We start from the raw sequence: 22,937 nt of genomic DNA, 5'->3' as shown, positions 1-22,937 counted from the left end.
CAGCACCCCAGGGTTTTCCCCACCCCCCCAACCCGCGTATCATCCCCTCACACAAATCTGAATATCCCCACGCCTGCTTCAGACCAAAGGTCTTGCGTTCCCAGCGTGCATAGCAGCTTCAGATAACCAGACGATCATCAGTGTCATAAAACGACCTGCCAGATTCATGGCCAGGCCAGGCATGCCGGCTGTCCGACGGATGGGACGGTGCCCGATGAGATTTGAAGGAATAGGTTTTGATTAAGCGTAGAAAGGTTGCAATCGTTGGCTGTTCGTACCGCTTCCCTGGATCTTCCAATGCCAGCTTCTGGCAAAACCTGATGGAGGGGCGCGACCTGGTCACCCAGGTCGACCCTTCTCGGTGGGAGAAATCTGAGTTTCTGCACCCGGACAAGGCCAACCCTGCGACCAGCTACACCTTCGCCGCGGGCACTTTGGGCGACATCAGCGCGTTCGACGCGGGGTTCTTCAATATTTCGCCGCGTGAAGCGGGGATGATGGACCCCCAGCAGCGCATGCTGCTGGAAATGTGCTGGGAAACCTTCGAAAACGCCGGGGTCAAGCCGTCAAGCCTGCGCGGCAGCAACTGTGGCGTGTACCTGGGCATCGCCGGTGTCGAGCAGTCCTACCGGCTGGTCGAAGACCTGGCGTCGATCGATGGTGCAACCGCCACCGGCAACACCATGAGCATTGCCGCCAACCGCCTGTCGTTCTTCTACGACCTGCGTGGGCCGAGCATGGCCATCGATACCGCCTGTTCCTCTTCGCTGGTGGCCTTCCACCAGGCGTGCCAGGCCATCCTCAGCGGTGATGTCGACCAGGCGCTGACCGGCGGCATCAGCCTGCACATGCACCCGTTCGGCTTCATGATCTTTGCCAAGGCAACCATGTTGTCGCGCACCGGGCGCTGCCAGTCGTTCGATGAGAATGGCGATGGCTATGCGCGTTCGGAAGGCGGTGGGTTGTTCCTGCTCAAGGACTACGACCAGGCCGTGGCCGATGGCAATACGATTTTGGCCGTGGTCGCGGCCAGTGCGGTGAACACCGACGGGCGCAAGTCCAGCCTGACCCTGCCCAACGCCGAAGCCCAGGCTGCGCTGCTCAAGCAGACCTACGCCAAGGCGGGCATCAGCCCCGACCAGCTCGATTACCTGGAAGCCCATGGTACCGGTACCTCGGTCGGTGACCCGATCGAAACCCGTGCCATCGGTGAAGCACTGGCCCAGGCGCGTGGCAATGGCAACCCGTTGCCGATTGGCTCGGTCAAAAGCAACCTTGGCCACCTGGAAGCCGCGTCCGGTGTGGCGGGCCTGATGAAGGCGCTCAACTGCCTGACCGAACGCACCGTGCCGGCCACCATCGGGGTCAAGGCGCTTAACCCGAATATCGCGTTCGGCGACCTGAACCTGCAGGTGGTCACCGAGCCGCTGCCGCTCAAGCCTGAAGGCCAACTGACGGTCGGCGTCAACTCGTTCGGCTTTGGCGGTGCCAACGCGCACGTCATCCTGCAGAGCCCCGAGCCGCAGGCTGCGCCGGCTAAAGCTGCCGAGGCGCGACGCGTACCGTTGCTGCTCAGCGGCAAGACCGAACAAGGCCTGCGCGCCACCGCCGAGCGCTTTGCCGCGTACCTGGCCGCCCACCCGGAGCTGGATTATTACGACGTGGCCTATCAGGCCATGTACCGCCGGGACGCTCACAGCCATCGCCTGCTGCTGGTCAGCGACAATGCCGCCGAAGCCGCCCAGGCCCTGGACGACTATGCCCAGGACCCAACCCTCAGTGAACTGAGCGCGGTGCTCGAAGCCGGCCAGGCACTGGAAGCCGCCTCGGCGCCGGTGTTCGTCTACTCCGGTAACGGCTCGCAGTGGCAAGGCATGGGCCGGGCGATGCTCGGTCAACCGCTGTTTGCTGCTGCGGTGGATGAAGTGGATGCGTTGTTCCAGCCACTGGCGGGCTATTCGTTGCGCGCCGAGCTGCTGGGTGACAACGGCGAAGGCCGTTATGCCCGCACCGAAATCGCCCAGCCGGCGCTGTTTGCCTTGCAAGTGGCGGTGACCCGTGTGCTGGCCGCCGAAGGCATCCACCCTGTCGCGGTGATCGGCCATAGCGTCGGCGAAGTGGCCGCGGCCTGGGCCAGTGGTGCCCTGAGCCTGGAAGACGCCACCCAAGTGATCTACCACCGCAGCCGCCTGCAAGGGCTGACCCGCGGTACCGGGCAGATGACCGCCGTGGGCCTGTCGGGTGAAGCCGCTGGCGAGCTGATCACTGAACTGAAGCTGGACGGCCGCCTGGTCGTCGCCGGTGAAAACAGTGCCCGTGGCGCCACCCTGGCAGGTGAGGTCGACGCCCTGACGCTGCTGGAAGAAACCCTTGCCGAGCGCCAGGTGTTCGCCCGCCGCCTGGACCTGGACTACGCCTTCCACTCGCCAGCAATGAACCCGATTGAACAGGCCGTCATCGACGACCTGGCGCACATCCGCCCGCGCGCCACGCAGATCCCGTTCTACTCCACGGTGGTCGGCGGCGAGCTGGATGGCGAGCGCCTGGGCAACCACTACTGGTGGCAGAACATCCGCTTCCCGGTGCTGTTCCAGGGCGCCTTGGACGCGCTGGTGCGCAACGGCCATAACCTGTTCGTCGAGATCGGCCCGCACGCGATTCTGCGCAGCTACGTCACCGATGTGCTGAACCAGTGCGAGCAGCCTGGCCAAGTGGTCGGCACGCTCAAGCGCAACGACCACAGCCCGCTGCTGCTGGAGCGCACCGTGGCCCGCCTGCTGATTGCCGGCGTCGAGCCGCAGTGGGCAACGCGCTTCCCGGTTGCCGGGCGCCAGGTACGCCTGCCGAACTATGCCTGGCAGCGTGATCACTTCAGCTTGCCGGTGAGTGCCGAGTCGCACAGCCCCTTGAACCGCAAGCGCGTGCACCCGTTGCTGGGTTACCCCGTCGTCGACCAGCCGCTGACCTGGGAAAACCGCCTGGACACGCAACTGTTCCCGACCCTGGCCGACCACAAAGTGGGCGAGTCGGTGCTGTTCCCCGGTGCCGGTTTCACCGAGTTGGCCCTGGCGGCGGCGCAGTTGCACCAGCCAGGTGAGTTCGTTGACATCGAAGAGCTGGAAATCCACAACCCGCTGCTGCTGAGCAGCGAGGGCAGCAAAAAAGTCCGCGTGCACATCGAAGAGGCCGACGGCACGCTGCGCATCATTTCGCGCAATCTGGCGCAGCATGAAGACTGGGTGCAGCACGTGGTCGCGCGCCTGCCGGGCGAAGCCCGTGGGGTCATGCTGGACACCCGTGCGCCGGCGCTGCCACAGCGCCCGGCGGACTTCAGCGGCGAGCAGCACCTGGCACTGACCTGTGCGGTTGGCCTGAACTACGGCCCGGCCTACCAGACCGTCGCCGCGGCTTGGGTAGAAGAAGACCGGGTGCTGGCGCAACTGGCCGTGCCTGCCGCCATCGAGCACGAACTGGACGCGCTGCACCTGCACCCGGCGCTGCTGGACGGTGCCTTCCAGCTGATTACCGAACTGCTGGCCAGCCGCCCGGGCCGCAACAACGGGCTGGCCTTCATCCCCGTCAAGCTGGGGCGTATCGCCTTCAGCACGGCAGGTGCTGTGCCGGTGCTGGCCGAAGTACGCCAGCGCAAGCGCACCGCGCATTCGCTGTTGGTCGATTTCACCCTGTTCGATGCCAGCGGCGCTGCCGTGCTGGCGATCAAGGATGCGCGCATGCGCGCCGTGCGCCTGCAGTACGACCGCAGTGGCGATATCAAGCGCCTCGGCCACGTCGGCCTGGCGGCACCGGGCAATGCCGTTGCCGTGCAACGCCACGCCGTGGCCGGTACGCCGGTGGCCGACGCGCTGCACAGCCTGGCCGACGAGCCGGCGCAGTTGCGCTACCTCAATGAAGTCGAACCGCTGCTGGATGTGCTGTGTGCCAGCTTTGTGCTCGACCTGGTCGAGCAGGCCGGTGGCCAGCTGAGCGCCGAACAGGTCGCGCTGTGGTCCCAGGGCCAGGGCGATTACCTGGCAACCCTGCTGCGCCATGCCGAGCAGGACGGCAGTGTGCTGCACAACGCCGATGGCAGCTGGCAGTTGGTCGGCAGCGACGAGCGCCCGTCGTCGGAGGCCATCTGGCAGGAACTGTTCCAGAGCTACCCCGAGTACTTCCAGATCATTCATTCGGTGGGGCGTATTGGCCGCCACCTGCCGACCTTGCTGACGGGCGAGCAAACGCTCGAAAGCCTGTTGCCGCGCGAAACCAGCGGCAGCAGCCTGGCGCGCCTGGTGCTCGGTGCGGCCGGCCAGCAGCGCCTGCTCACCGGTATCAGCCAAACTTTGGCCTTGCGCCTTGAGCAATTGCCTGCCGGGCAGCGCCTGCGTGTGCTGGAAATCGGCTTTGGCGGCGCATCGTTTGCCGAGCTGTTGTACGCAGGGCTCGACTTCGACCGCATCGATTATGTCTACGCTGTGGCCGAGCCCGAGCTGCAGCAACGCCTGCATGACGATTGCCCTGCGCTGAGCGTGCTGAGCCTGGAGCAATTGGCCGACGCCGGCCGCTTTGACTGGGCACTGGTGCCGACCGACCTCGCCGCACTTGGCGCAGTGGGCGATGCCTTGCGCCAGGCCAGCGCGCAGCTTAACCCCCATGGCCAACTGGCGCTGCTGGGGCAATACCCGGCGCGTTGGGCTGACTTTGTCTTCGGTGGCGAGCCTGACTGGTGGCTGGCTGGCCCGCAGCACGCGCTTTCGCGTCAGCAGGCCCCGGCCTTCTGGAGCCATGAACTGCAACGCCACGGCCTTGGCCCGCTGCACACCGTCGATGCCTTGCCTGGCAGCGCGTGCGGTAGCTACGTGCTGCTGGCCGACAAGCCTGCGGGCGCTGTGCACGCCTCGGCAGAGGTGCCTGTGCAACACTGGGCGTTGCTTGCCGAAGCCGGGCAGGGCGCTGCCGAGTGCTTGGCTGCGCAACTGCGTGCCCAAGGCCAGCTCGTCAGCCTGCTGCTGCCTGGCGATGCGCAGGCGCTGGCTGCCCAGCTCAGCGCGTTGGACCAGGCGCCAGCGCATGTGCTGCACCTGGCAGGCTTCGACAGCGCCGCCGGCCTAGACAGCCAGGCTGAGCGCTGCCTGCAGGCAGCCGCACTGGTACAGGCCTGCGAAGCCCTGGCGTTGGCGCCGCAATGCTGGCTGCTGACCCGCGGCGCTGCCGAACACCTGTACGGCACCGACACCGCCGCCGACGTCGCGGCCATCGCTGACGCGGCGTTCTGGGGCTTTGGCCGCACCCTGGCCAACGAATCGGTCAATTGCCGCATTCGCCTGCTGGACCTGGCCCACGCGGCACCGATCGACCACGTGCTGCCCTCGTTGCTGCACGCCGACAGCGAAACCGAGTTGGCGCTGGACGCCGAAGGCCGCCGCTATGTGCCGCGCCTGCGTGTATTGGCAGACCAGCCCGCCAGCGCCGACAGCGCAGCGCAGTGGGTGTGCCTGGGCTTCGACCTGCCTGGCCAGCTTCGTAACCTGCGTTGGGAGCTGCGCGAGCCGCGCCAACCGGCGGCGGACGAGCTGGACATCGCCGTACGGGCCACCGGCCTGAACTTCCGCGACGTGATGTTCGCCCTCGGCCTGCTGTCTGATGAGGCGATCGAGAACGGCTTCTCTGGCCCAACCCTGGGCTTCGAGTTTGCCGGTGTGGTGCAAGGCAAGGGCGCTGACGTGCTTGGCGATTTCGCCCCGGGCGACCGCGTGGTGGGCTTTGGCCCGTGCAGCTTCGCCAACCGCCTGGTGACCAACGCCAACGCCGTGGCACGCATCCCAGAGGGCATGTCGTTCGAAGCGGCAGCGACCATTCCGAGCACCTTCTTCACCGTGTACTACGCGCTGCACCACCTGGCACGCGTAGAGCCGGGTGAGAAAGTGCTGATCCACGGCGCAGCGGGCGGCGTGGGCATCGCAGCGATCCAGATCGCCAAGTGGCTGGGTGCCGAGATCCACGCCACCGCCGGCAGCGACGAGAAGCGCGACTTCCTGCGCCTGCTGGGCGTGGACAACGTCTACGACTCGCGTTCGCTGGCCTATGCCGACCAGGTACTGGCCGCAACCGGCGGGCGTGGCGTCGATGTGGTGCTGAACTCGCTGGCAGGGGAGGCGATCAACCGCAACCTGCGTGTGCTGAAGCCGTTTGGCCGCTTCCTCGAACTGGGCAAGCGCGACTTCTACCAGAACACCCGCATCGGCTTGCGCCCGTTCCGCAACAACATCAGCTACTTCGGCATCGACGCCGACCAGCTGATGAGCGAACGCCCGCAACTGACCCGTCGCCTGTTCGCCGAAATGATGGCGCTGTTTGCCCAAGGCATCCTGCACCCGCTGCCATTCCGCGAGTTCGACGCCAACCAGGTGGTCGAAGCCTACCGCTACATGCAGCAGGCGCGGCAGATCGGCAAGGTCGTGATCACCTACGCCAACCCGATCGAACGCACGGTCGATACCCGCGATCAACCGCTGCGTAACGTGCAATTGGCAGCCGATGCCAGTTACCTGGTCACCGGTGGCCTGGGTGGCTTCGGCCTGCGCACGGCGCAATGGTTGATCGACAAGGGCGCCCGCCATCTGGTGTTGCTGGGCCGCCGTGGCCCGGCCAGTGCCGAGGCCCAGCCGCAGCTGGCGCTGTGGCAGGCTCAAGGTATCGATGTGCAGGCAGTGGCTTGCGATATCACGGATGCCGGCCAGCTGCGCGCGGTGTTCGAGCGCATCGCAGCCAGCCCATGGCCGCTGCGAGGCCTGGTGCATGCGGCGACAGTGATCGACGACAGCCTGATCCGCAACCTTGATGGCGACCAGCTGCGTCGCGTGCTTGAGCCCAAGGCCAAGGGCGCGCAGTACCTGCATGAACTGACCCAAGCGTTGCCGCTGGACTTCTTCGTGATGTTCTCGTCGGCCACCACCCTGTTCGGCAACCCCGGCCAGGCTAACTACGTCGCCGCCAACCACTGGCTCGAAGCCTTGGCGCGCCACCGTCGTGCCCAAGGGCTGGCGGCCACTGCAGTGCTGTGGGGCGCGATTGACGACGTCGGCTTCCTGGCCCGCAACAGCCAGATCAAGGATGCCCTGCAAAGCCGCATGGGCGGTGCTGCCCTGCGCGCCGAGGCGGCCTTGGCGCAGCTCGAAGCCATGCTGCTGAGCGGTGACAACGGCCAAGGCGTGCTCGAGCTGGACTTCAAAGCCCTGTCGCGCTTCCTGCCGACCGCCACCTCGCCACGCTTCAGCGAACTGGCCCGTGCCCACGGCGGTGACCAGGAAGACGACAACGGCGGTGAAGACATCCAGCGTATGCTGGCCGAGCTTGACGATGCCGAATTGCTCGAGCGCTTTGCCGAGATGCTCAAGCACGAGGTGTGCGAGATTCTGCGCCTGCCGCCCGCGCGCCTGGATGCACAGCGCCCGCTGCAGGAACTGGGGCTGGACTCGCTGATGAGTGTCGAGTTGGTGGTGGCGTTGGAAGAGCGCTTCGGCATTCGCCTGCCGGTCATGGAACTCAGTGACAGTTCCAGCATCGATAAGCTCAGCGTGCGCTTGCTTGAGCTGTTGCGCGGTGAAGCCGGCACTGGCGAAGACCAGCTGGCGCAAAACGTGCTCGCCCGTCATGGCAGCGAACTCAGCGCCGAACAAGTGGCTGAACTGAATGCAGAACTGGCCGAGACCAGTGTGGCACCTAACCGATTGATTGACTAAGAGCTCAGATGACAGCCAAAACCCCGACCGGCCTTGGTGGCGACGCCAAGCAACGCCTGATCCAGCAAGCCCTTGCGCGGCGCCGTAACACAGGCGCCGAAGGCGCGGAAGGTGCCACCCTGGAGCAGGTGCAGCAGGCTGCATTGAAGGTGCCTGAAGCGTTTTACCGTTTCGACCAGCACCCGGGTTACCAGCACCTGCGGGTGATGCAACAAACCGCGCAGCGGCTGGGGCTGAGCAACCCGTTTTTCCGCTTGCACCAAGGCACCGCCGGCGCGCAAACCCAGATTGGCGAGCGTGAGTACCTGAACTTCGCCAGTTACAACTACCTGGGGTATTCCGGCCACCCCAACGTTGCCGAGGCGGCCAAGGCGGCGATCGACCGCTACGGCACCTCGGTGTCTGCCAGCCGCCCGGTATCGGGTGATCGCCCGCTGCACCGTGAGCTGGAGCAGGGGTTGGCCAGGCTGTACGAGGTGGACGACGCCGTGGTGATGGTCAGCGGCCATGCCACCAACGTCACCACCATCGGCTACCTGTTCGGGCCGCGCGACTTGGTGGTGCATGACGAGCTGATTCATAACAGCGTCCTGCAGGGCATTCAGTTGTCCGGTGCACGGCGTTTGAGCTTTGCGCATAACGACTGGCAGGCGCTGGACCGCCTGTTGAGCGAGCAGCGCCAGCACTTTGAGCGGGTGCTGGTGGTGGTCGAAGGCATCTACAGCATGGACGGCGACTACCCTGAGCTGCCCCGGTTCGTCGACATCAAGCGCAAGCACAAAGCGTTTCTGATGGTGGATGAAGCGCATTCGCTGGGCGTGATGGGGGCCACGGGTAAAGGTATCCGTGAGCACTTTGGCCTGGCGGGTGATGACGTCGACATCTGGATGGGCACCTTGAGCAAGACCTTGGCCAGTTGCGGCGGGTATATCGCTGGCAGCACGGCGCTGATCGAGCACCTTAAGTTTCTGGCCCCGGGCTTTTTGTACAGCGTCGGCATGCCGCCGGCTGTCGCAGCGTCGGCCTTGGCGGCGTTGCAGCTGCTGGCGGCGGATAACGGGCGGGTTGCCCAGGTGCAGGCGCGGGGCGAGTTGTTCTTGCGCCTGGCGCGTGAAGCGGGCCTGGACACCGCCACCAGCACGGGGCTTGCGGTGATCCCGGTGATTACCGGCAGTTCGTTCAAGGCGGGGCGGTTGTCCAGTGCCCTGTTCGAGCGGGGCATCAATGCCCAGCCCATCGTCTACCCGGCCGTGCCGGAGCAGGCGGCGCGGGTGCGCTTCTTTGTCTCGTGCGAGCATACGCCCGAGCAGATCCAGCACACCGTGGCGGTGGTCGCTGAAGAGATGGCGCGGCTGGGGTGATGGGGTAAGGTCTGAGGGGCTGCTTGGCAGCCCTTTTGGCGTGCTATCAATGAGCCATCAATGATAGCTGGAATCTGGCCACTGCAAAGCGGCTAATCATATTAAATCGAAGCAAGAAAAGCCGAACTTACTTCGAGCGCTCTAGTGTTAAACATCTAAATAATTCCTCTTTAAAGCGACGCGAAAAAGTGTCTGTGTAAAGTTTGTGTAACGCCTGCAACTTTAAAAAATACGACTATCGTGATCATTAACCGGGCCACCCCCTGGGCCCGTCGTGTATCCGATGGAGTACTTATGAGCAGAGTGACTCTTGCTGCTGTTGTATCGGTGTGCGTCTGCGCCGTGCCAACCGTTTGCGATGCGACTTCTCACACTGCACCGGCTTTTGCGTTTGGCTTACAGGGAAGCTACACCGAACAGGAATTCACCGGGCACGGTAAAACCGACACGGAACATATGCCAGAAGCCGGCGCATTCATTAACTTCGGCAATAAAATGACGTCAACCGACGGGTTCATTTATCAGGCAGAACTCAGCGGCCTCTATAGCAAGCACCAGAACCAGAAGGTCAAGGACGCGCAGGCCGACCTCGACTTGGGCTGGCGTATTGCGCTGGCTGAGCGCCATTCCGTCGACCTGCTGGTGGGCGGCGGTTACAAATGGAACCGCCTGCAGCCGAACAACCGCAAGTACGACATCGACCTCACCAACCGCACGCCTTTTGCCAAGGTGGCGTTGGGTTACAACTACCGGTTCAATACCGCGACCCTACGTTTCGAAGCTGGCGTGCGTAAGCTGATCAATGGTGATTCGCAATTGGAAATCCATGGCATCAGCAACGAGAAAGTGGACTTGAAAGACGGCACTCACCCATTTGCCGAAATGAGCCTGCTGTTTAATCAGGATGGCGTGGTACCGGTGATTGCCTCGTTGTATTACAGCCGCTTTGAATATGAGTTGGACGGGCAGTTTGTAATGACCTCAACGGATACGCAGGTGCAGGATGAATACGGTATAAAACTCGGCGTCAGTTTTTAATCTTGCACAAACAAGGGCTTCCGTCAGGCGCAGCCACTTGTAGGAGCAGCCTTGTGCTGCGAAGAGGCCGGTGCTAGCACAATCAATCTTCGTTGCTGCCACTGGCCTCTTCGCAGCACAAGGCTGCTCCTACAGGTCCGTGCTGACCGACGGGATAACTGAGCACACGCAAAGGCTTTCGCCAGGCGCAGCCACTTGTAGGAGCAGCCTTGCGCTGCGAAGAGGCCGGTGCCAGCACAATCAATCTTCGTTGCTGCCACTGGCGTCTTCGCAGCGCAAGGCTGCTCCTACAGGTGTCTGTGCTGACCGAAGGAATAACTGAGCACACGCAAAGGCTTTCGCCAGGCGCAGCCACTTGTAGGAGCAGCCTTGCGCTGCGAAGAGGCCGGTGCCAGCACAATCAATCTTCGCTGCTGCCACTGGCGTCTTCGCAGCACAAGGCTGCTCCTACCGGTCCGTGCTGACCGACGGGATAACCGCCTCAAATATGCGGCGGCTCATAGGCATTCAGCTGCTCCACAAACCGCCAATGGCTCTTCTTGTCAAACCCCATCCAGCGCTTCAGGCGGATGTCCCAGCGCATGTGATGGTTGGCAATCCACGGCAGGGCAAACAGGTGCGCCCCGCGCCAAGGGATGAACGGGTTGCGCCGCAAGCTGGCGTAAATTTCTACTCGGTGGCTGGCCTGGTGGCTGGCGCAGCGGGCGTGGAAGCCGGATGTATCGGCCACCACCAAGGTATTGGCGGGCACCGCAAAGCGGCGCGGCTGCGGCAGGCCCAGGGCAGCGAGGTCGGGGGTGTCGATACGGAACGAGCCCTCGCGGTGCATCTGTTCGGTCGAGCGGGCAGCGCCCAGGCTTTGCTGATACTCCCAGGCCAGGCGCTCGGGCGTCAGGCGGTGCGACCCCGGCACATAGCTGAACGGCCCCTGGTCGTCGGCCACGTCATCCAGGAATAACCACGCCTTGGCGGTGGGGTGGAAGGTGTCTGCGTGCAGGCGGGTTTGCGGGTCTTGGTCGGCATTGGCAGCATCGATGATGATCGACTGCAGCTGATAGGTAATGCCGCCCGTGTTGGACGATGCATAGGCAATCAGGTCCCGTACCCCACGGTCTGCCACAAACGCCGCACTGGCTGGGTTGCTGGCCAGCACATCCTGGTCAAGGCTGACCCGGCGGGTAACCGCACGCCCTTGGCGCATCTCCCAACCCGTGCTGCGCAAGGCACCCAACTCTGCGCGCAACGCCGCGAACTGCTCAGCGGGCAGGGCGTTTTCGCGAATGAAAAACCCGTTTTCCTCAAAATGCGCACGCTCGCCGGCATCCAGGCGCGGTGCCAGGGCCTGGCGACGGTAGCTGGCCATGGCCATCGCCAATTGGCGACGCTGCACATGCAGGCCAAGGGCGTTGAGCCGCGCACTGCCGAGCACCGGGTTGTTCTCGAACGATTTCGCGTGGGTGGCCAGTTGCATGCAATGCCAGGGGAGCGCCGCATAGCGGCCGATGTCCTTGATCGATACGGGCATGTTCTAGTCCTTTGATGGGGCCAGTGGCCGGCCGCAGCCGAGCATGGTCCGGGAGTAATTGAGCAGCGGCGCCACGCGCCGGTGTTCGGCCAACCGCGCAGGGCGCGGCATCGACAGGCAAGCGAGGGCGTGCCAGGCATCGCAGGGCAAGTCTTGCTGAACGTCGGCATAGCTCGCATAGCGCATCAAGGCGCCGGCTACCAACTGGTCCAGGGTCAGGCGCCGGGTGCGGCGCGGCAGCGGCTGGTGGTCGTGGGTCAACCCCCAGCCGGCATAGAACGGTGTGCCGTAAGTCACCACCGGCACGCCGCGCAGCAGCGCTTCGAAGCCAGCGGTGGAGCTCAAGGTGTGCAGCGCATCGACCTGGCCGTAGAGGCTGGCGATATCGACACCGCCCAACACCTGGTCGGCCAGGCCCGTCAGTAGCGCCGGGGCAACCTGGCCCTGGCGCTTGCCGGCCTCAACGTCCGGGTGGGGTTTGTAGATGATCCAGGCGTCCGGCAACTGCGCGCGCACCCGTTGCAGCAGGCGCAGGTTGCAGCCTGCGCCGCCGCCACTGCACAGCGCCGAAGCGTCATCTTCGACCTGGCCGACCACCAGCACCCGTGTTTGGCCCGGTTGGCCTAGCAACGGCGGAATCGGCCCGCTGCGCAGGTTGAACTTGCTGGTGCCGCTGGCGACGATCTGCGCCCTTAACTGCGCGGCTTCGGCCAGGCTGGCGTCATCGAAGTCGGTATTGAGCAGCAGCCATTCCAGGTCACTGTCCGACGCGGCGTCATAGTGAATGCCGCCACGGTCCAGCACCAACGACAGGGCCGGGCTGTTACTCACCCCCAACCCCGTGGACCGCATGAAGCCGTCCTCGACCCGCCAGATCGGCACCCCCTGCTGGCGGGCGCGTTCAGCCAGGCTGGCGGGCTCCCGCGCCGCCCACACCAGCAGCCGGCCGTTTTCTGCCGCCACCTGCTGCACCAGTTGCGGGCTATCCACGGTAAAGCGCAGCTGGCCCCAGCGGCTGGCAAAGAAGCGGCGAATGTTGTGCTGCTTGTGGCGCTTGACCCCCAGCACCGTGGTAGGCCCGGCAAATTCAGTGTCGCGTGCCTTTTTGCGCGCCAGCTGGCGAGCGACGGTCAGCGCATCGGTCAGCTGGCCGGTGAGCGGGTCGACATAGCGGCAATAACGGATGTACGCCGCCGCCACCAATTGCTCCAGGCTCGGCCGCGCCTGGCGGCGGGGGATGGGCATGCGGTCGTCGGTCAGGCCCCAGCCAGCGTAAAACGGCAGCCCGAAGCAGGTCACCGCCACGCCCTGAATCAACGCCTCGAGCCCAGCCTGGCTGGTGCCCACATACACCCGCTGCGCCCGCTTGGCCAACGACGCCCACGCCACTGGCCGTGCCTCCAGCGGCACGCCCCGGGCTTGCGCTGCGGCCAGCAGGCAGCTGGGTTTCTGCCCGCCCAGGCAGTCCGGGTGAATACGCACCCGCACATCGGCATCAGGGTGCTCGGCCAAGGCGACATCGAGCATGCGCACGTAGTCCGCTTCGCACAAACCGCCACCGGGGATTGAATAGTCGCCCGCCGTCTGGTCAACCACCAGCACCAACGGCCGCTCACGGCCCAGCGGGTCGTCTGCGGGCAGGTCCTGGGCATTGTTGTACTTGCCGATGCCCGTGCTGCGCATCAGCGAGATCAGCGCGTGCGCGCACTCCAACTCGTGCTCGGTCAGCGCCTCAGGCTGTTGCAGGATGTTCTCGAGCAGCGAAGGCCGGTCTGCCAGGTAGTGAATGCCTATCGGGTCGACCACCATCGACATCGGCGTGTCGCCTTCGATGCCCAGCGACGAAGACCGTAAAAAACCGTCCTCCAGCGCGATATAAGGCAGCCCCCAGCGCTGGCACAACACGCGCGCCTGCGCAGAAGACTGCTTGTAGCCGATGCCGGCAATCGCCTTGAGCCCCTTCGGCGCCTTGCTACCCCGGCGCCACAGCCAGAAGGGCGGGCCCTCGGGCCCAAGAAACTGCGGCAGGTGCAGCACCTTCCAGGCAACCCACTGCGACATGATGCCGACCCAACCCGGGCCGTCCACCAGTGCTTGCAAGGCCACCGCTGCCGGCGCTTCAATACGGTTCATGGCACCCCCCGCCACATGCCACGCACCGGCGGGAACGGCACCCAACGCTTGCGGCGCAGGGCAAAGCCATTGTGCAGGTACAGCCGTTTGGCCCGCGGGTTGTTCAGCGGCACTTCTAGTTCGACCTCGGTAAAGCCTAGCTTGGCCGCATGCGCACAGCACGCCTGCACCAACGCCGCCCCCATGCCTTGCTGGCGAGCCGCCTTGCTCACGCGCAGCCCATACAACAAGAACGGGTAACGCCACTCGCGCAGCTCGCTCAGGCAAAACCCGGCAAAGCGCACCCAGCCACTGATTAGCCCGAACTCGCGAATGAACGGCCGCCAGTGCAGCGCAAATGGCCCACGCCCGTCATGCTTCAAGGCGGCAAAGCCCAGCGCCTGCTCGCCCTCGAAGGCCAGCAGCACGCGGTCCCAGTGGATGGCCCCGCCCAGCAGGCGATAGCGGCTAGCAGGGTTACCGATCAGAAACGCCAGCGAACCGCGCCCCTGGGTCAGCAACTGGGCCAAGGCAGGGTCTGCGGCACGCTCCGGCGCCAGATCCGATCCCAGAACGATGCGCACCACGTCGTCAGGCTACCCCAGCCACGGCACTGTGCGCCGCCTGGCCCTGTGCGGGCGCCTGGGCGTGTGCCAGCAGTGCGCTGGACAGCTTGTGCACAGCGATGGGGCACGCTTGGCTGCCAGGCTGGCGCCGGTTGGACCAGATCAGGTAGTCGGTGTCGCCGGCCGGCGCGCCGACCGCCTGGTAAACCTCGGGCAGGATCGGTACATGGTCACCAAAGAAGCACAGCAGCGCTTCGTTGGGCTGGCTCAGTAGCGTTTCGCGCAGCATGCCAAGCATGCGATCGGCATTGCCGATATGCCGCAGGTAAGGCGCCAGGTCTTGCATGCCCGGTTGCAACGGGCGGTCGAACCAGGCCGGCAGCTCGTGCTCGGCCACGCTTTCCAGGTGCAGCGGCCCGTGGTTTTCCATGGTGACCGCGTGGATGAACAACGGCTGAGTACGCCCAGGCGCCTCCAGCAGTTCGCGAATCTTCTGCGCAACCGCGCAATCGCCAATGAAAGGCCCGGCCTTTTGCGACGCGTCGAATGCGCGCACATCGATGAACTCATCGAAGCCCAACGCCGGCAGCACTTTATTGCGGCCGTAGAACCCACCGTCATACGGGTGAATGCACACCGTGCGATAGCCCAGCGCCTTCAGCCGCGAAGCGATGCTCGGCAAGCCCCGGCGCGCCAGTACGCGATAAGGGTTGAAACGGTGCACGCCAAGCCGCTCGGACGGGATGCCCGTGAGGTAGGCGAACTCGGTACGTACCGTGTTGGCCCCCCACGCCGCCACCTGCAGCTTGCCGCGCGCAAGCGCCTGGCTGGCCAGCACGTCATACTCGCCCAGCACCTCAGCCCGCACGCCAGGCCACAAGCCACGCACATCAAAGAACGACTCGCTCTGCACCGACACCAAGTCCGCCAGCCCATTCCCTGTGGGAGCGGGTTTACCCGCGAATGCACCAGCCGCCCTGACACTACCCTCACAGTCAACCGGCGACCCCACCCCACCCCCATCCCCTGTGGGAGCGGGTTTACCCGCGAATGCGCCAGCCGCCCTGACACTACCCTCACAAGCAAACGGCGACCCCAACCCAGCCTGATCAACCGGTGCCCGCGCCGCCCAAAAATACCGCCACAAACTAGCCGCCAACCCCCAGCCCCGCACATCGCGCTCGGCATCAAAGCTCGGCACCACCCGACGATGCCCCAACCGCAGCAATCCCAGGCCAATCACCACCGGCAGCAACGCCTCAACCCGCGCCCCCGGCACCTCGAAGCGCAAGCCCGCCCACAGGTAAACCAGAAACCCGACCGCCAGCACTGCCGCCTTGCCAAACCCAAAGAACGGCAAATACAACCGCGGAAACTTCACCGCATCGCTGAAGTACTCGAAATCCGCACACACAAACGGTTCGCGCAGCGAGTGGTACTTCGAGTTACTCACCAGCACGATCAGCACCCACAGCAACAGCAGGTTCACGCCACTGAACAGCGGCCGCGCGGTCAGCGCATACAGCAACCCAAACCCCACGCACCACAAACCCACATGCAGCATCCAGCAGTCAGCCGGGCGGCGCAGGGCAGGGCGGGGTATCAACAAGCGTTCGACCAGCACGGTCAGCATCAGGCCGATCAACGCAACCGGCAGCAGAGAAACATCAATCACTGTACTTCAGCCCACGCAGGATCATCGAAGAAAGCCACTGCGGGATCAGCCCCAGCAGCCAGGTGCCCAGGTTGAGCGGGAACGGAAAACTGATACGCGCCTGGTTAGCAGCCAGCCCACGCTTGATGCGCTTGGCCGCTTTTTCGGCGGTCCACAAAAACGGCTTGGGCCCCGGCATTTCGAAGCACATCTTCGACTCCACGTAGCCCGGCACGATCACATTCACCTTCACCCCTTCCGGCGCCAGCCAATCGCGGATCGCTTCGCCATACACCCGAATCGCCGCCTTGCTGGCACTGTAGGTTGGCGTCACCGGCAACCCACGCCAGCCCGCCAGCGAGCTGAACAGCGCAATCTGCCCATGGCCCCGGCTGCGCATGGCCGGCAGCGCCGCTTCCACGGTGGCCAGCGCCGCCATCACATTCACCTCGAGCAACGCCCGGCTGTCGTCCCAGCACTCGGCCTCGCCATTGGCGCCCACTGCCGTGTTAAGCCCGGCACCGACCAGCACCAAGTCTGGCTGATGCGCCTCGCTGACCCGCCGCACCATCGCCCGCAGGCCATCCAGGTCGCGCACGTCGATGGCTTCCAGCAGTACCTCGGCGCCCAAGGCGCGGCACTGCTCGGCCATCTCATCCAGGCGGTCCAGGCGCCGGCCTTGCAGAATCAGCGTCACGCCCGGCGCGGCATAGGCAGGCGCCAGCGCGCCGCCGATGCCGCCGGTGGCGCCGGTGATGAGGATGCAGCGGGGTGAAGCGGTGTGGTTCATAGGTATTTTTCGATTCTTGAAGTTTTCGCCATCAGCACTTCGAGGCAATTGGTGACCGCCATGTCGATGCCGCAGCCGGTGTAGAAACCGCCGTTGACCTGGGTGGTGTGGATGACTGTGTTGCGAAAACGCTGGAACAACGTGTTGTCGGGCGCCTCGGGGTTCTGCCAGAAGTCGTCCAGTCCGCCTTGGTGCGTCAGGCCCGGTATGGCATATATCGGCTCGGCCAGTGTACAGGTCGGGCGATGGTGCAGCAGCGCCGAAGCCCCCGCCGTGCTGTTAACGGTGATCATCCCGGTGATGTGCGAGAGCAGGGTGGGCATATGCCCGCTTTCGAGATAATCGACGCGTTCGGCCACATCGTATTTGCGGGCCAATTTCTCGGTGACCTTGCGGTAGTTGATCAGCCCAGGCGTCAGCGGGTGGTTCTTGACCAGCAGGCGTGCATCGAACGGTGCGTTGAGCGAGAACGAGTCGATGACGTGCTCGATCACCTCAGTCATGTTCTGAAAGGGCGAGTGGTCGCGAATTTGCGCGTCGCTATCCAGTTGCAAGGGCAATAGGAAGGTGGGGTGACGCTCGCGTGCCACCTCTGCGACCAAGGCATCATCGTGCACGCGGGCACGCAGCAGGCGAATGCCCTGGCGGATGAATCCCGCGTATTCCACTGCAGCGTTGAAGGGTGCGTGGGTGCGATAGCGCGGGTAACACAGCGCGTTCAGTGCCCCACCGGCGTGGTACAGCACATCATGGGTGGCGCGGGCAGCGAATGACAGCTTGAACGCATTACCGTTCTGGTAGCGCGGTATGTGCTTGCCTACATCGCGGTACCACTGCGGATCACGTGGCAGGCGTGAATTGTTGTTCACGCCATCACGCTCCAAGGTCACCCAGTAGGGTCGGAAATAGCCTTCTTCGAATACATGCACGCGGATGCCCAACAATCGCGCCAGTTTTACCGCTGGGCGGTGCACCGGACGGCAGTCGCCGAACAGGACCAGGTCAGTGATGTCGAGCCGGCGAAACGTATCGGCATACCAGGCGTCCATGTCCTCTGCGCGGTGCGGGCAAGTCAGCTGCCCACCGCTAGGTCCATAGAAGGTATCGCCAACGTTGTAGCGCACGCTGTGCACACGCTGGCCGATATCGCGCAGGCCTTTCGCCAGGCGGCTGAAAAAGGGCGAACTAACCCCCTGCAGAAACAGAAAATGGTTAGAGGGGGCGCGCAGCAGCGGACCACGCGTCGCCCTTGCATTCAGTTGGTCGGGCGCTTCATGCCCAACAAACTGCTCAAGCGTCGAATCAAGTCCTGCCATCGGGAGGTTGCTCCAGGCTGCGGTATCGCGTGCCAGTTTTGTAATTCGTAAAGGGTCTGTTCAGCAGTGGTGAACCGATTGGTGACCAGGCTTACATAGGTGGGGTAGAGCAGCAGTGTGCCGGCTACCAGCTCATCCAGCGTCAACTGGCGGCTACGCCGCGCCTGCACTTGTGGCTGCAGGTCCAGATCGCGGGTCAGCCCCCACCCGGCATAAAAAGGTTGGCCGTAGGTGGTAACCGGTACCCCACGCAGCAAGGCTTCGAAGCCGGACTGCGAGGTCAGTACATGCAATTCGTCGACCACTTCCAGCAACTGCTGCAGAGGCGTATCGCCGATCACTTCGTCGCACCAGTGCACGGTCTGTGCTTCGTCATCGCCGCGGGCTCGGGTACCAGCAAGCACTTCCGGATGAGGCTTGTACAGAATCCAGGCTTCGGGGTTTTGCTTGCGTACAGTGCGCAGCAGCTGCAGGTTGTTGCGGATACGGTTGCCGCCGAAGCGAATCGATGCGTCGCCCTCGACTTGGCCGGCGACCAGAATTATTCGCTTAGCGTGCGCAGGACGATCCCAGCTGCCCCCCGGCAGGTTGTATTTGGTCAGCCCAGCAGCGCAGATGGCCTGACGCAATGCTTCCGCGCGAGCTATCAGACGCGGGGTGAACGGTTCGTTGGCCAAAATTCGCTCCAGCCTGGAAGGCCGGGTAGCGTCGTAATAAATGCCGATGTCGTCGATCACCCACGACAACGGGCGAGCTTTACCTGCACCTAGGCCGACCGAACGCAGAAAGCCATCTTCTACCCTGTTGACCGGCAGCGGGTGGGTGCTAAGTTCTGCGTCGTGCTTGCAACCCCAGGAGACCACCGGCAAGTTTTCTGCCAGCCGCTGCTTTGGCTTGACGAAGCGGATGGCCGCACCGTTGAAGAACAGGTTTGCCAGTGGCTCCTTCCAGCGACTGAAACCTAGCATTTGCACGCTACCTGGCAGCACGCTGCGATGACGCCGCTGCAGGCCCAGCCAGCTGATCAGCACTTCTGGCGTGCATGGTTCGCCCCGCTCAGGGCATACATAGCGGGGGTAATCCACCAGGCTGGCGTGGATCAACTGAGCCAACGTTACGGATCTACGTCGCGAGGGTGCCGGCAAGCGGTCATCAGTAAGGCCCCAGCCTGCATAAAAAGGCATGCCCCAGGTGTGTACCGGCACATTCCAAAGCAGGGCATCGAAGCCCAGTTGCGATGTCATCACGAACACCGCACGCATGCGCGGCAGCAGATCGGCCGGGTGGATGTTGCGTGTCAGCACCAATACCCGAGGATTACTAGCTAGTTCCGCTAGGTCGAAATGTCCAGCCTTACGACCGGCCACTACGTCGGGATGTACCTTGAGCACGATGGTGCTGTGCGGGTAGCGCGCTAACGCTGTATCGAGCATTGCCCGGAAATCGCCCACCCCCGCGCCCTGTAGTGAGGCATCACCACAAGTCTGGTCTGCTACCAGTACGCAATCTGTCGGCAGGTCTGGCTGTTCAATACGTGCGTCATTGTACTTGGAGACCCGTTGTTGCTGCCAAAGGGTGCGCAGCTCCAGAGCCCGCTGGGTTGCTTCAGTGCTGAGGGGGGTGGCAATCAATTGTTCCAGCCGTGATGGCTGAGTGGCGTCGTAGTACACACCGACATTGTCGACTATCAGCGACAGCGGAGGCTCATCGGCACCCAGGCCTACGGAACGAAGAAAGCCATCCTCCAGAGTCAGTACAGGCTTGCCTGCTTTGTTCGCCTCGGCCATTGCTTTGATGGCGCTCGGCTTGCGACCCCAAGCCATTACCCAATCAGCAAGCTCGACATCGCGCACAGCTCCGTTTTGCAGCGCGAAGTCGGGCAGCAATGCAGGCAACGTAGTGATGCGCTGGGCTCCCTTTGACAGGACCAGCAGGCGAGGGCGGGGCGAAGCGTCGTCCATAAACGTGGAGCGGCATCCATTCAGCAAAGGGGCGGCAGGGGCCAGTAGCCCTGCAGGTCCGGTGGAAACAAAGGATGGCGAATATTAATACAAATTCAGTTTGGTAGGCGCGCCGCTGGTAAAAAATCGCAAAAAGAAATTAGACAATCTGCGCAAAATGCTGACGTATAGCATCAAAATGATATCTATTCGTAGCAGACTCCTCGGTTCAAGGTGGTGATATCTAGCGGGGGGTTAGGTCTCTCATATCTGTGGGCAAGCTTACAAATTGGCCGATCAGCAAACCCTAGGCTTGCCTAAAGGCCCTCAATTAGCCCCAGCAAATATGCGTATTTTTCTCTCAGGAGTGCCATTCGATCACGATCTCTGTATTCCCCAATTGTCTCAGGACGCAGGCAATGGAATAGCGCTGTGAGCAGAAACACGTAGCGGAGGTTCTCTAGGGCTTGCTCAATGTTAAATCGGCCCGGCAGCGCGGTGCGATAGGTGTCGATAAACTCCGCCTGTGCGGCCAGGAACACCTTCATCTCTTTGCGCCGGAACAAGCTGCCTAGATAGGCCCCACCGTCGAAGCCCAGTCGGCCGACTTTCACCTCGCTCCAGTCGATCAGGTGCAGTTGCCCCTGGTCGACGAAAAGGTTCTTACGCAGATAATCCATGTGGCTGATGCAGCGTGGGCTGTGACGAGCTTTAGCCGCCATTTTTTGAGTCAGCGGGACGAAGGCTTTGAAGCGTTCTGCTAAGCCGCCAAATCGTTCATCTTGAATTCCAAGCTCCTCAAGGGCTGGCAAGCAGCGGACAAAATTGAAGCGAGGGCGGAGCAGGAACCATGGTCTGAAGAAGTCCATACTCCAATACAAGGGAGCTTTGGCAAGAGGCTGAGATTGCAGGTAGTCATGACTCAGGGTCTCAAGCTCGGCTATCCCGTACGCCAATTGCTTGGAAATTGCGTGCATACGCGGAGGCTTGCCGCACACAAACTCGGTGAAAATCAAGCTTTCCCACGGTGTTTCGATTACGCCTAGGCAGGCGGGGTATTGGAAGTGCGTGCTTCCCACTAACATTCCAGTGGCACGATGAAACCGCGCCTCCTGGCTTCCGATGAACGCCATCTTGCGGATTGACTTTTCCACAATCTCCACGGGTTGCCCTGTGCAAGGGTCCAACAGGCGGTGGTGGCGTACGTAGTTAACGAACGATGCATTCGCGCCCAAAACCTCGGTCGTGATCTCCAGTCTTCTTTTGTCCCATTGGGGAACAAGGGCATGGAGATGGCGCTCGAGTGAGGTGCGTTGCCAGCGGTACAGCGTCTTGCTGTTTACGTGCGAGTGTGTAGGAGGATTCATAACATCCATGTTGGCAACGCCATACGTCCAAATTCAAGCATTCAAAGGGTCTATGCTGCTGTATGAGAGGCACTTTCACAACGAAAAGTTGCAACAAGGCATTGATTTGGAAGGTATCGGGCTAGGACGTGAGCTGTAGGAGGGCTATTCAGGTCCGTTAAATTTCCCACGTTGACTGCTGCACCGAGCAACCTAGGTAGAGATTTCGGCCTTTCATGCAGCAATGGTCATCCCACCCATTCAGTTTCGGAATTTCTACCTCCTGTAGCGGAACCGTAAGTGAAGGAAAAAGTCTCAAGGTCGGTTTTTTAGGTCCGGTCAGTCAAGTTTCGGCTTAGGTCTTGGGTGCTTCCGGAGGCCGATATCACAGGGCCGAAGACACGCGAAAGCGCCAAATTCAATAGGGGAGCATTGGTTCAGTGGTGGTAGCTCTATGATATCACTGAGGGGGTGGGTAGCTCATCGTTAACTGTCAAGTTAGAGGCTACGCCGGTCAGATTGCTTGTGGATTACCGCCCCTATGCTTTGCTTCCCGTTCCAAAAACCTTAACATTCGCGGCTTCGCACATATTCAGCTGTCGTCAGGGACGAAAATGAATCACCTCAGCATCGCCAAAGAAGCTCTCATTGCCCAGGCCCAAGCCGTTACTCATTTGGCAGACCGCCTCGACGGCGAGTTCCAGAGTGCCGTTGAACTAATCCTCGGCTGCCAAGGCCGCACCGTCGTGTGTGGTATGGGCAAGTCCGGTTTGATCGGCCAGAAGATGGTCGCCACCTTCGCCTCCACGGGCACACCCAGCTTCTTCCTACACCCAGCCGAAGCTTTCCACGGCGACCTGGGCATGCTCAAACCCATCGATGTGCTGATTCTCATCAGCTATAGCGGCGAGACCGAAGAGCTGATCAAGCTGATCCCAAGCCTGAAGTCATTTGGTAACAAGATCATCGCTATGACTGGGAATGGCAAGTCAACGCTCGCCAAACATGCAGATATCTGGCTCGACATATCGGTTGAGCGCGAAGTCTGCCCGAACAACCTAGCTCCCACCACTTCTACCCTGGCAACCATGGCTATGGGCGATGCGTTGGCAGTAGCGCTTATCGAAGCTATCCAATTCAAGCCAATGGACTTCGCTCGCTACCACCCCGGTGGCAGCTTGGGCCGTAAGCTGCTAACTCGTGTTTGCGATGTCATGCACTCTCCAGCTCCGGTCGTTACTCCTTCTACCAGCTTCCATGATTGTTTGTTGGTCATGACTCGTAGCCGTCTGGGCATGACAGTTGTAATGGACAATGAAAAATTGGTTGGCATCGTCACTGACGGGGATTTGCGTCGAGCACTGCTGGAGGATGAAAGCATTACTCAATCCTCTGTTGATCAATTCATGACTGCTAGCCCGCACACCATTCGCGAGGATTCGCAGCTTTCAGAGGCTGAGGCCTACATGCTGGATAATAAAATCCGGGCATTGGCTGTGACTGACGCGGAAGGGGCAGTTGTCGGTGTCGTAGAGATTTTTGATTAAAGT

General features: G+C 62.6%; 12 protein-coding genes. 4 read left to right on the top strand and 8 right to left on the bottom strand.

Features of this window, described 5'->3' with window-relative positions; translation table 11 throughout:
- Nucleotides 1-236 precede the first annotated feature (236 nt).
- From MFF34_RS15650 to MFF34_RS15640, 3 genes are all read left to right on the top strand, one after another.
- Nucleotides 237-7,739, top strand: coding sequence for a type I polyketide synthase (locus MFF34_RS15650; RefSeq protein ID WP_238215141.1), 7,503 nt, complete (start codon nt 237-239; stop codon nt 7,737-7,739).
- Nucleotides 7,740-7,747: 8 nt separating this feature from the next.
- A complete protein-coding gene (locus tag MFF34_RS15645) occupies nt 7,748-9,100 on the top strand; it encodes an aminotransferase class I/II-fold pyridoxal phosphate-dependent enzyme (RefSeq protein WP_238215131.1) in 1,353 nt (450 codons plus the stop codon).
- 294 nt (nt 9,101-9,394) lie between these two features.
- Nucleotides 9,395-10,138 (top strand): hypothetical protein, encoded by a 744-nt coding sequence (locus MFF34_RS15640; RefSeq protein ID WP_238215130.1) that lies wholly within the window; start codon nt 9,395-9,397, stop codon nt 10,136-10,138.
- A 481-nt stretch (nt 10,139-10,619) separates the two neighbouring features.
- Here MFF34_RS15640 and MFF34_RS15635 read toward each other — a convergent pair whose 3' ends face one another.
- The 8 genes from MFF34_RS15635 to MFF34_RS15600 all read right to left on the bottom strand — a co-directional run bounded on the left by MFF34_RS15635 (nt 10,620) and on the right by MFF34_RS15600 (nt 21,417).
- Nucleotides 10,620-11,663, bottom strand: a complete 1,044-nt coding sequence (locus tag MFF34_RS15635; RefSeq protein WP_238215127.1) for a phytanoyl-CoA dioxygenase family protein — start codon at nt 11,661-11,663, stop codon at nt 10,620-10,622.
- A gap of 3 nt (nt 11,664-11,666) precedes the next feature.
- A complete protein-coding gene (locus MFF34_RS15630; protein ID WP_238215126.1) occupies nt 11,667-13,796 on the bottom strand; it encodes a capsular polysaccharide biosynthesis protein in 2,130 nt (709 codons plus the stop codon).
- Nucleotides 13,793-14,362 carry a GNAT family N-acetyltransferase gene (locus tag MFF34_RS15625; RefSeq protein WP_308445364.1) on the bottom strand — a complete coding sequence of 190 codons (570 nt, stop codon included), beginning with the start codon at nt 14,360-14,362 and terminating at the stop codon, nt 13,793-13,795. The genes MFF34_RS15630 and MFF34_RS15625 overlap by 4 nt, the downstream gene beginning before the upstream one ends.
- Nucleotides 14,363-14,366: 4 nt before the next feature.
- Nucleotides 14,367-16,001, bottom strand: a complete 1,635-nt coding sequence (locus MFF34_RS15620; RefSeq protein ID WP_238215269.1) for an LTA synthase family protein — start codon at nt 15,999-16,001, stop codon at nt 14,367-14,369.
- 7 nt (nt 16,002-16,008) lie between these two features.
- Nucleotides 16,009-16,785: an SDR family oxidoreductase gene (locus tag MFF34_RS15615; RefSeq protein WP_027595982.1), complete on the bottom strand. Its 777-nt coding sequence runs from the start codon at nt 16,783-16,785 to the stop codon at nt 16,009-16,011.
- Entirely contained in the window at nt 16,782-18,101 is a 1,320-nt protein-coding gene (locus MFF34_RS15610) for a capsule biosynthesis protein (protein ID WP_238215121.1), read from the bottom strand. The genes MFF34_RS15615 and MFF34_RS15610 overlap by 4 nt, the downstream gene beginning before the upstream one ends.
- On the bottom strand, nt 18,041-20,062 hold the full coding sequence (locus tag MFF34_RS15605) for a capsular polysaccharide biosynthesis protein (RefSeq protein ID WP_238215119.1): 2,022 nt from the start codon (nt 20,060-20,062) through the stop codon (nt 18,041-18,043). Before MFF34_RS15605 ends, MFF34_RS15610 begins: the two co-directional genes overlap by 61 nt.
- Before the next feature lie 296 nt (nt 20,063-20,358).
- Nucleotides 20,359-21,417, bottom strand: a complete 1,059-nt coding sequence (locus MFF34_RS15600) for a phosphotransferase family protein (RefSeq protein ID WP_238215118.1) — start codon at nt 21,415-21,417, stop codon at nt 20,359-20,361.
- Between the two features lie 584 nt (nt 21,418-22,001).
- On the opposite strand from MFF34_RS15600, the gene MFF34_RS15595 reads away from it, so the two are divergent.
- Complete coding sequence (locus tag MFF34_RS15595; RefSeq protein ID WP_238215117.1) at nt 22,002-22,934, top strand: SIS domain-containing protein; 933 nt, start codon at nt 22,002-22,004, stop codon at nt 22,932-22,934.
- Nucleotides 22,935-22,937 lie beyond the last annotated feature (3 nt).

The organism is Pseudomonas sp. PAGU 2196 (assembly GCF_022179005.1).
Taxonomy (GTDB): domain Bacteria; phylum Pseudomonadota; class Gammaproteobacteria; order Pseudomonadales; family Pseudomonadaceae; genus Aquipseudomonas; species Aquipseudomonas kermanshahensis.
Note: the sequence above shows the minus strand (reverse complement) of the source record. Positions and strands in the feature narration are given on the sequence as shown.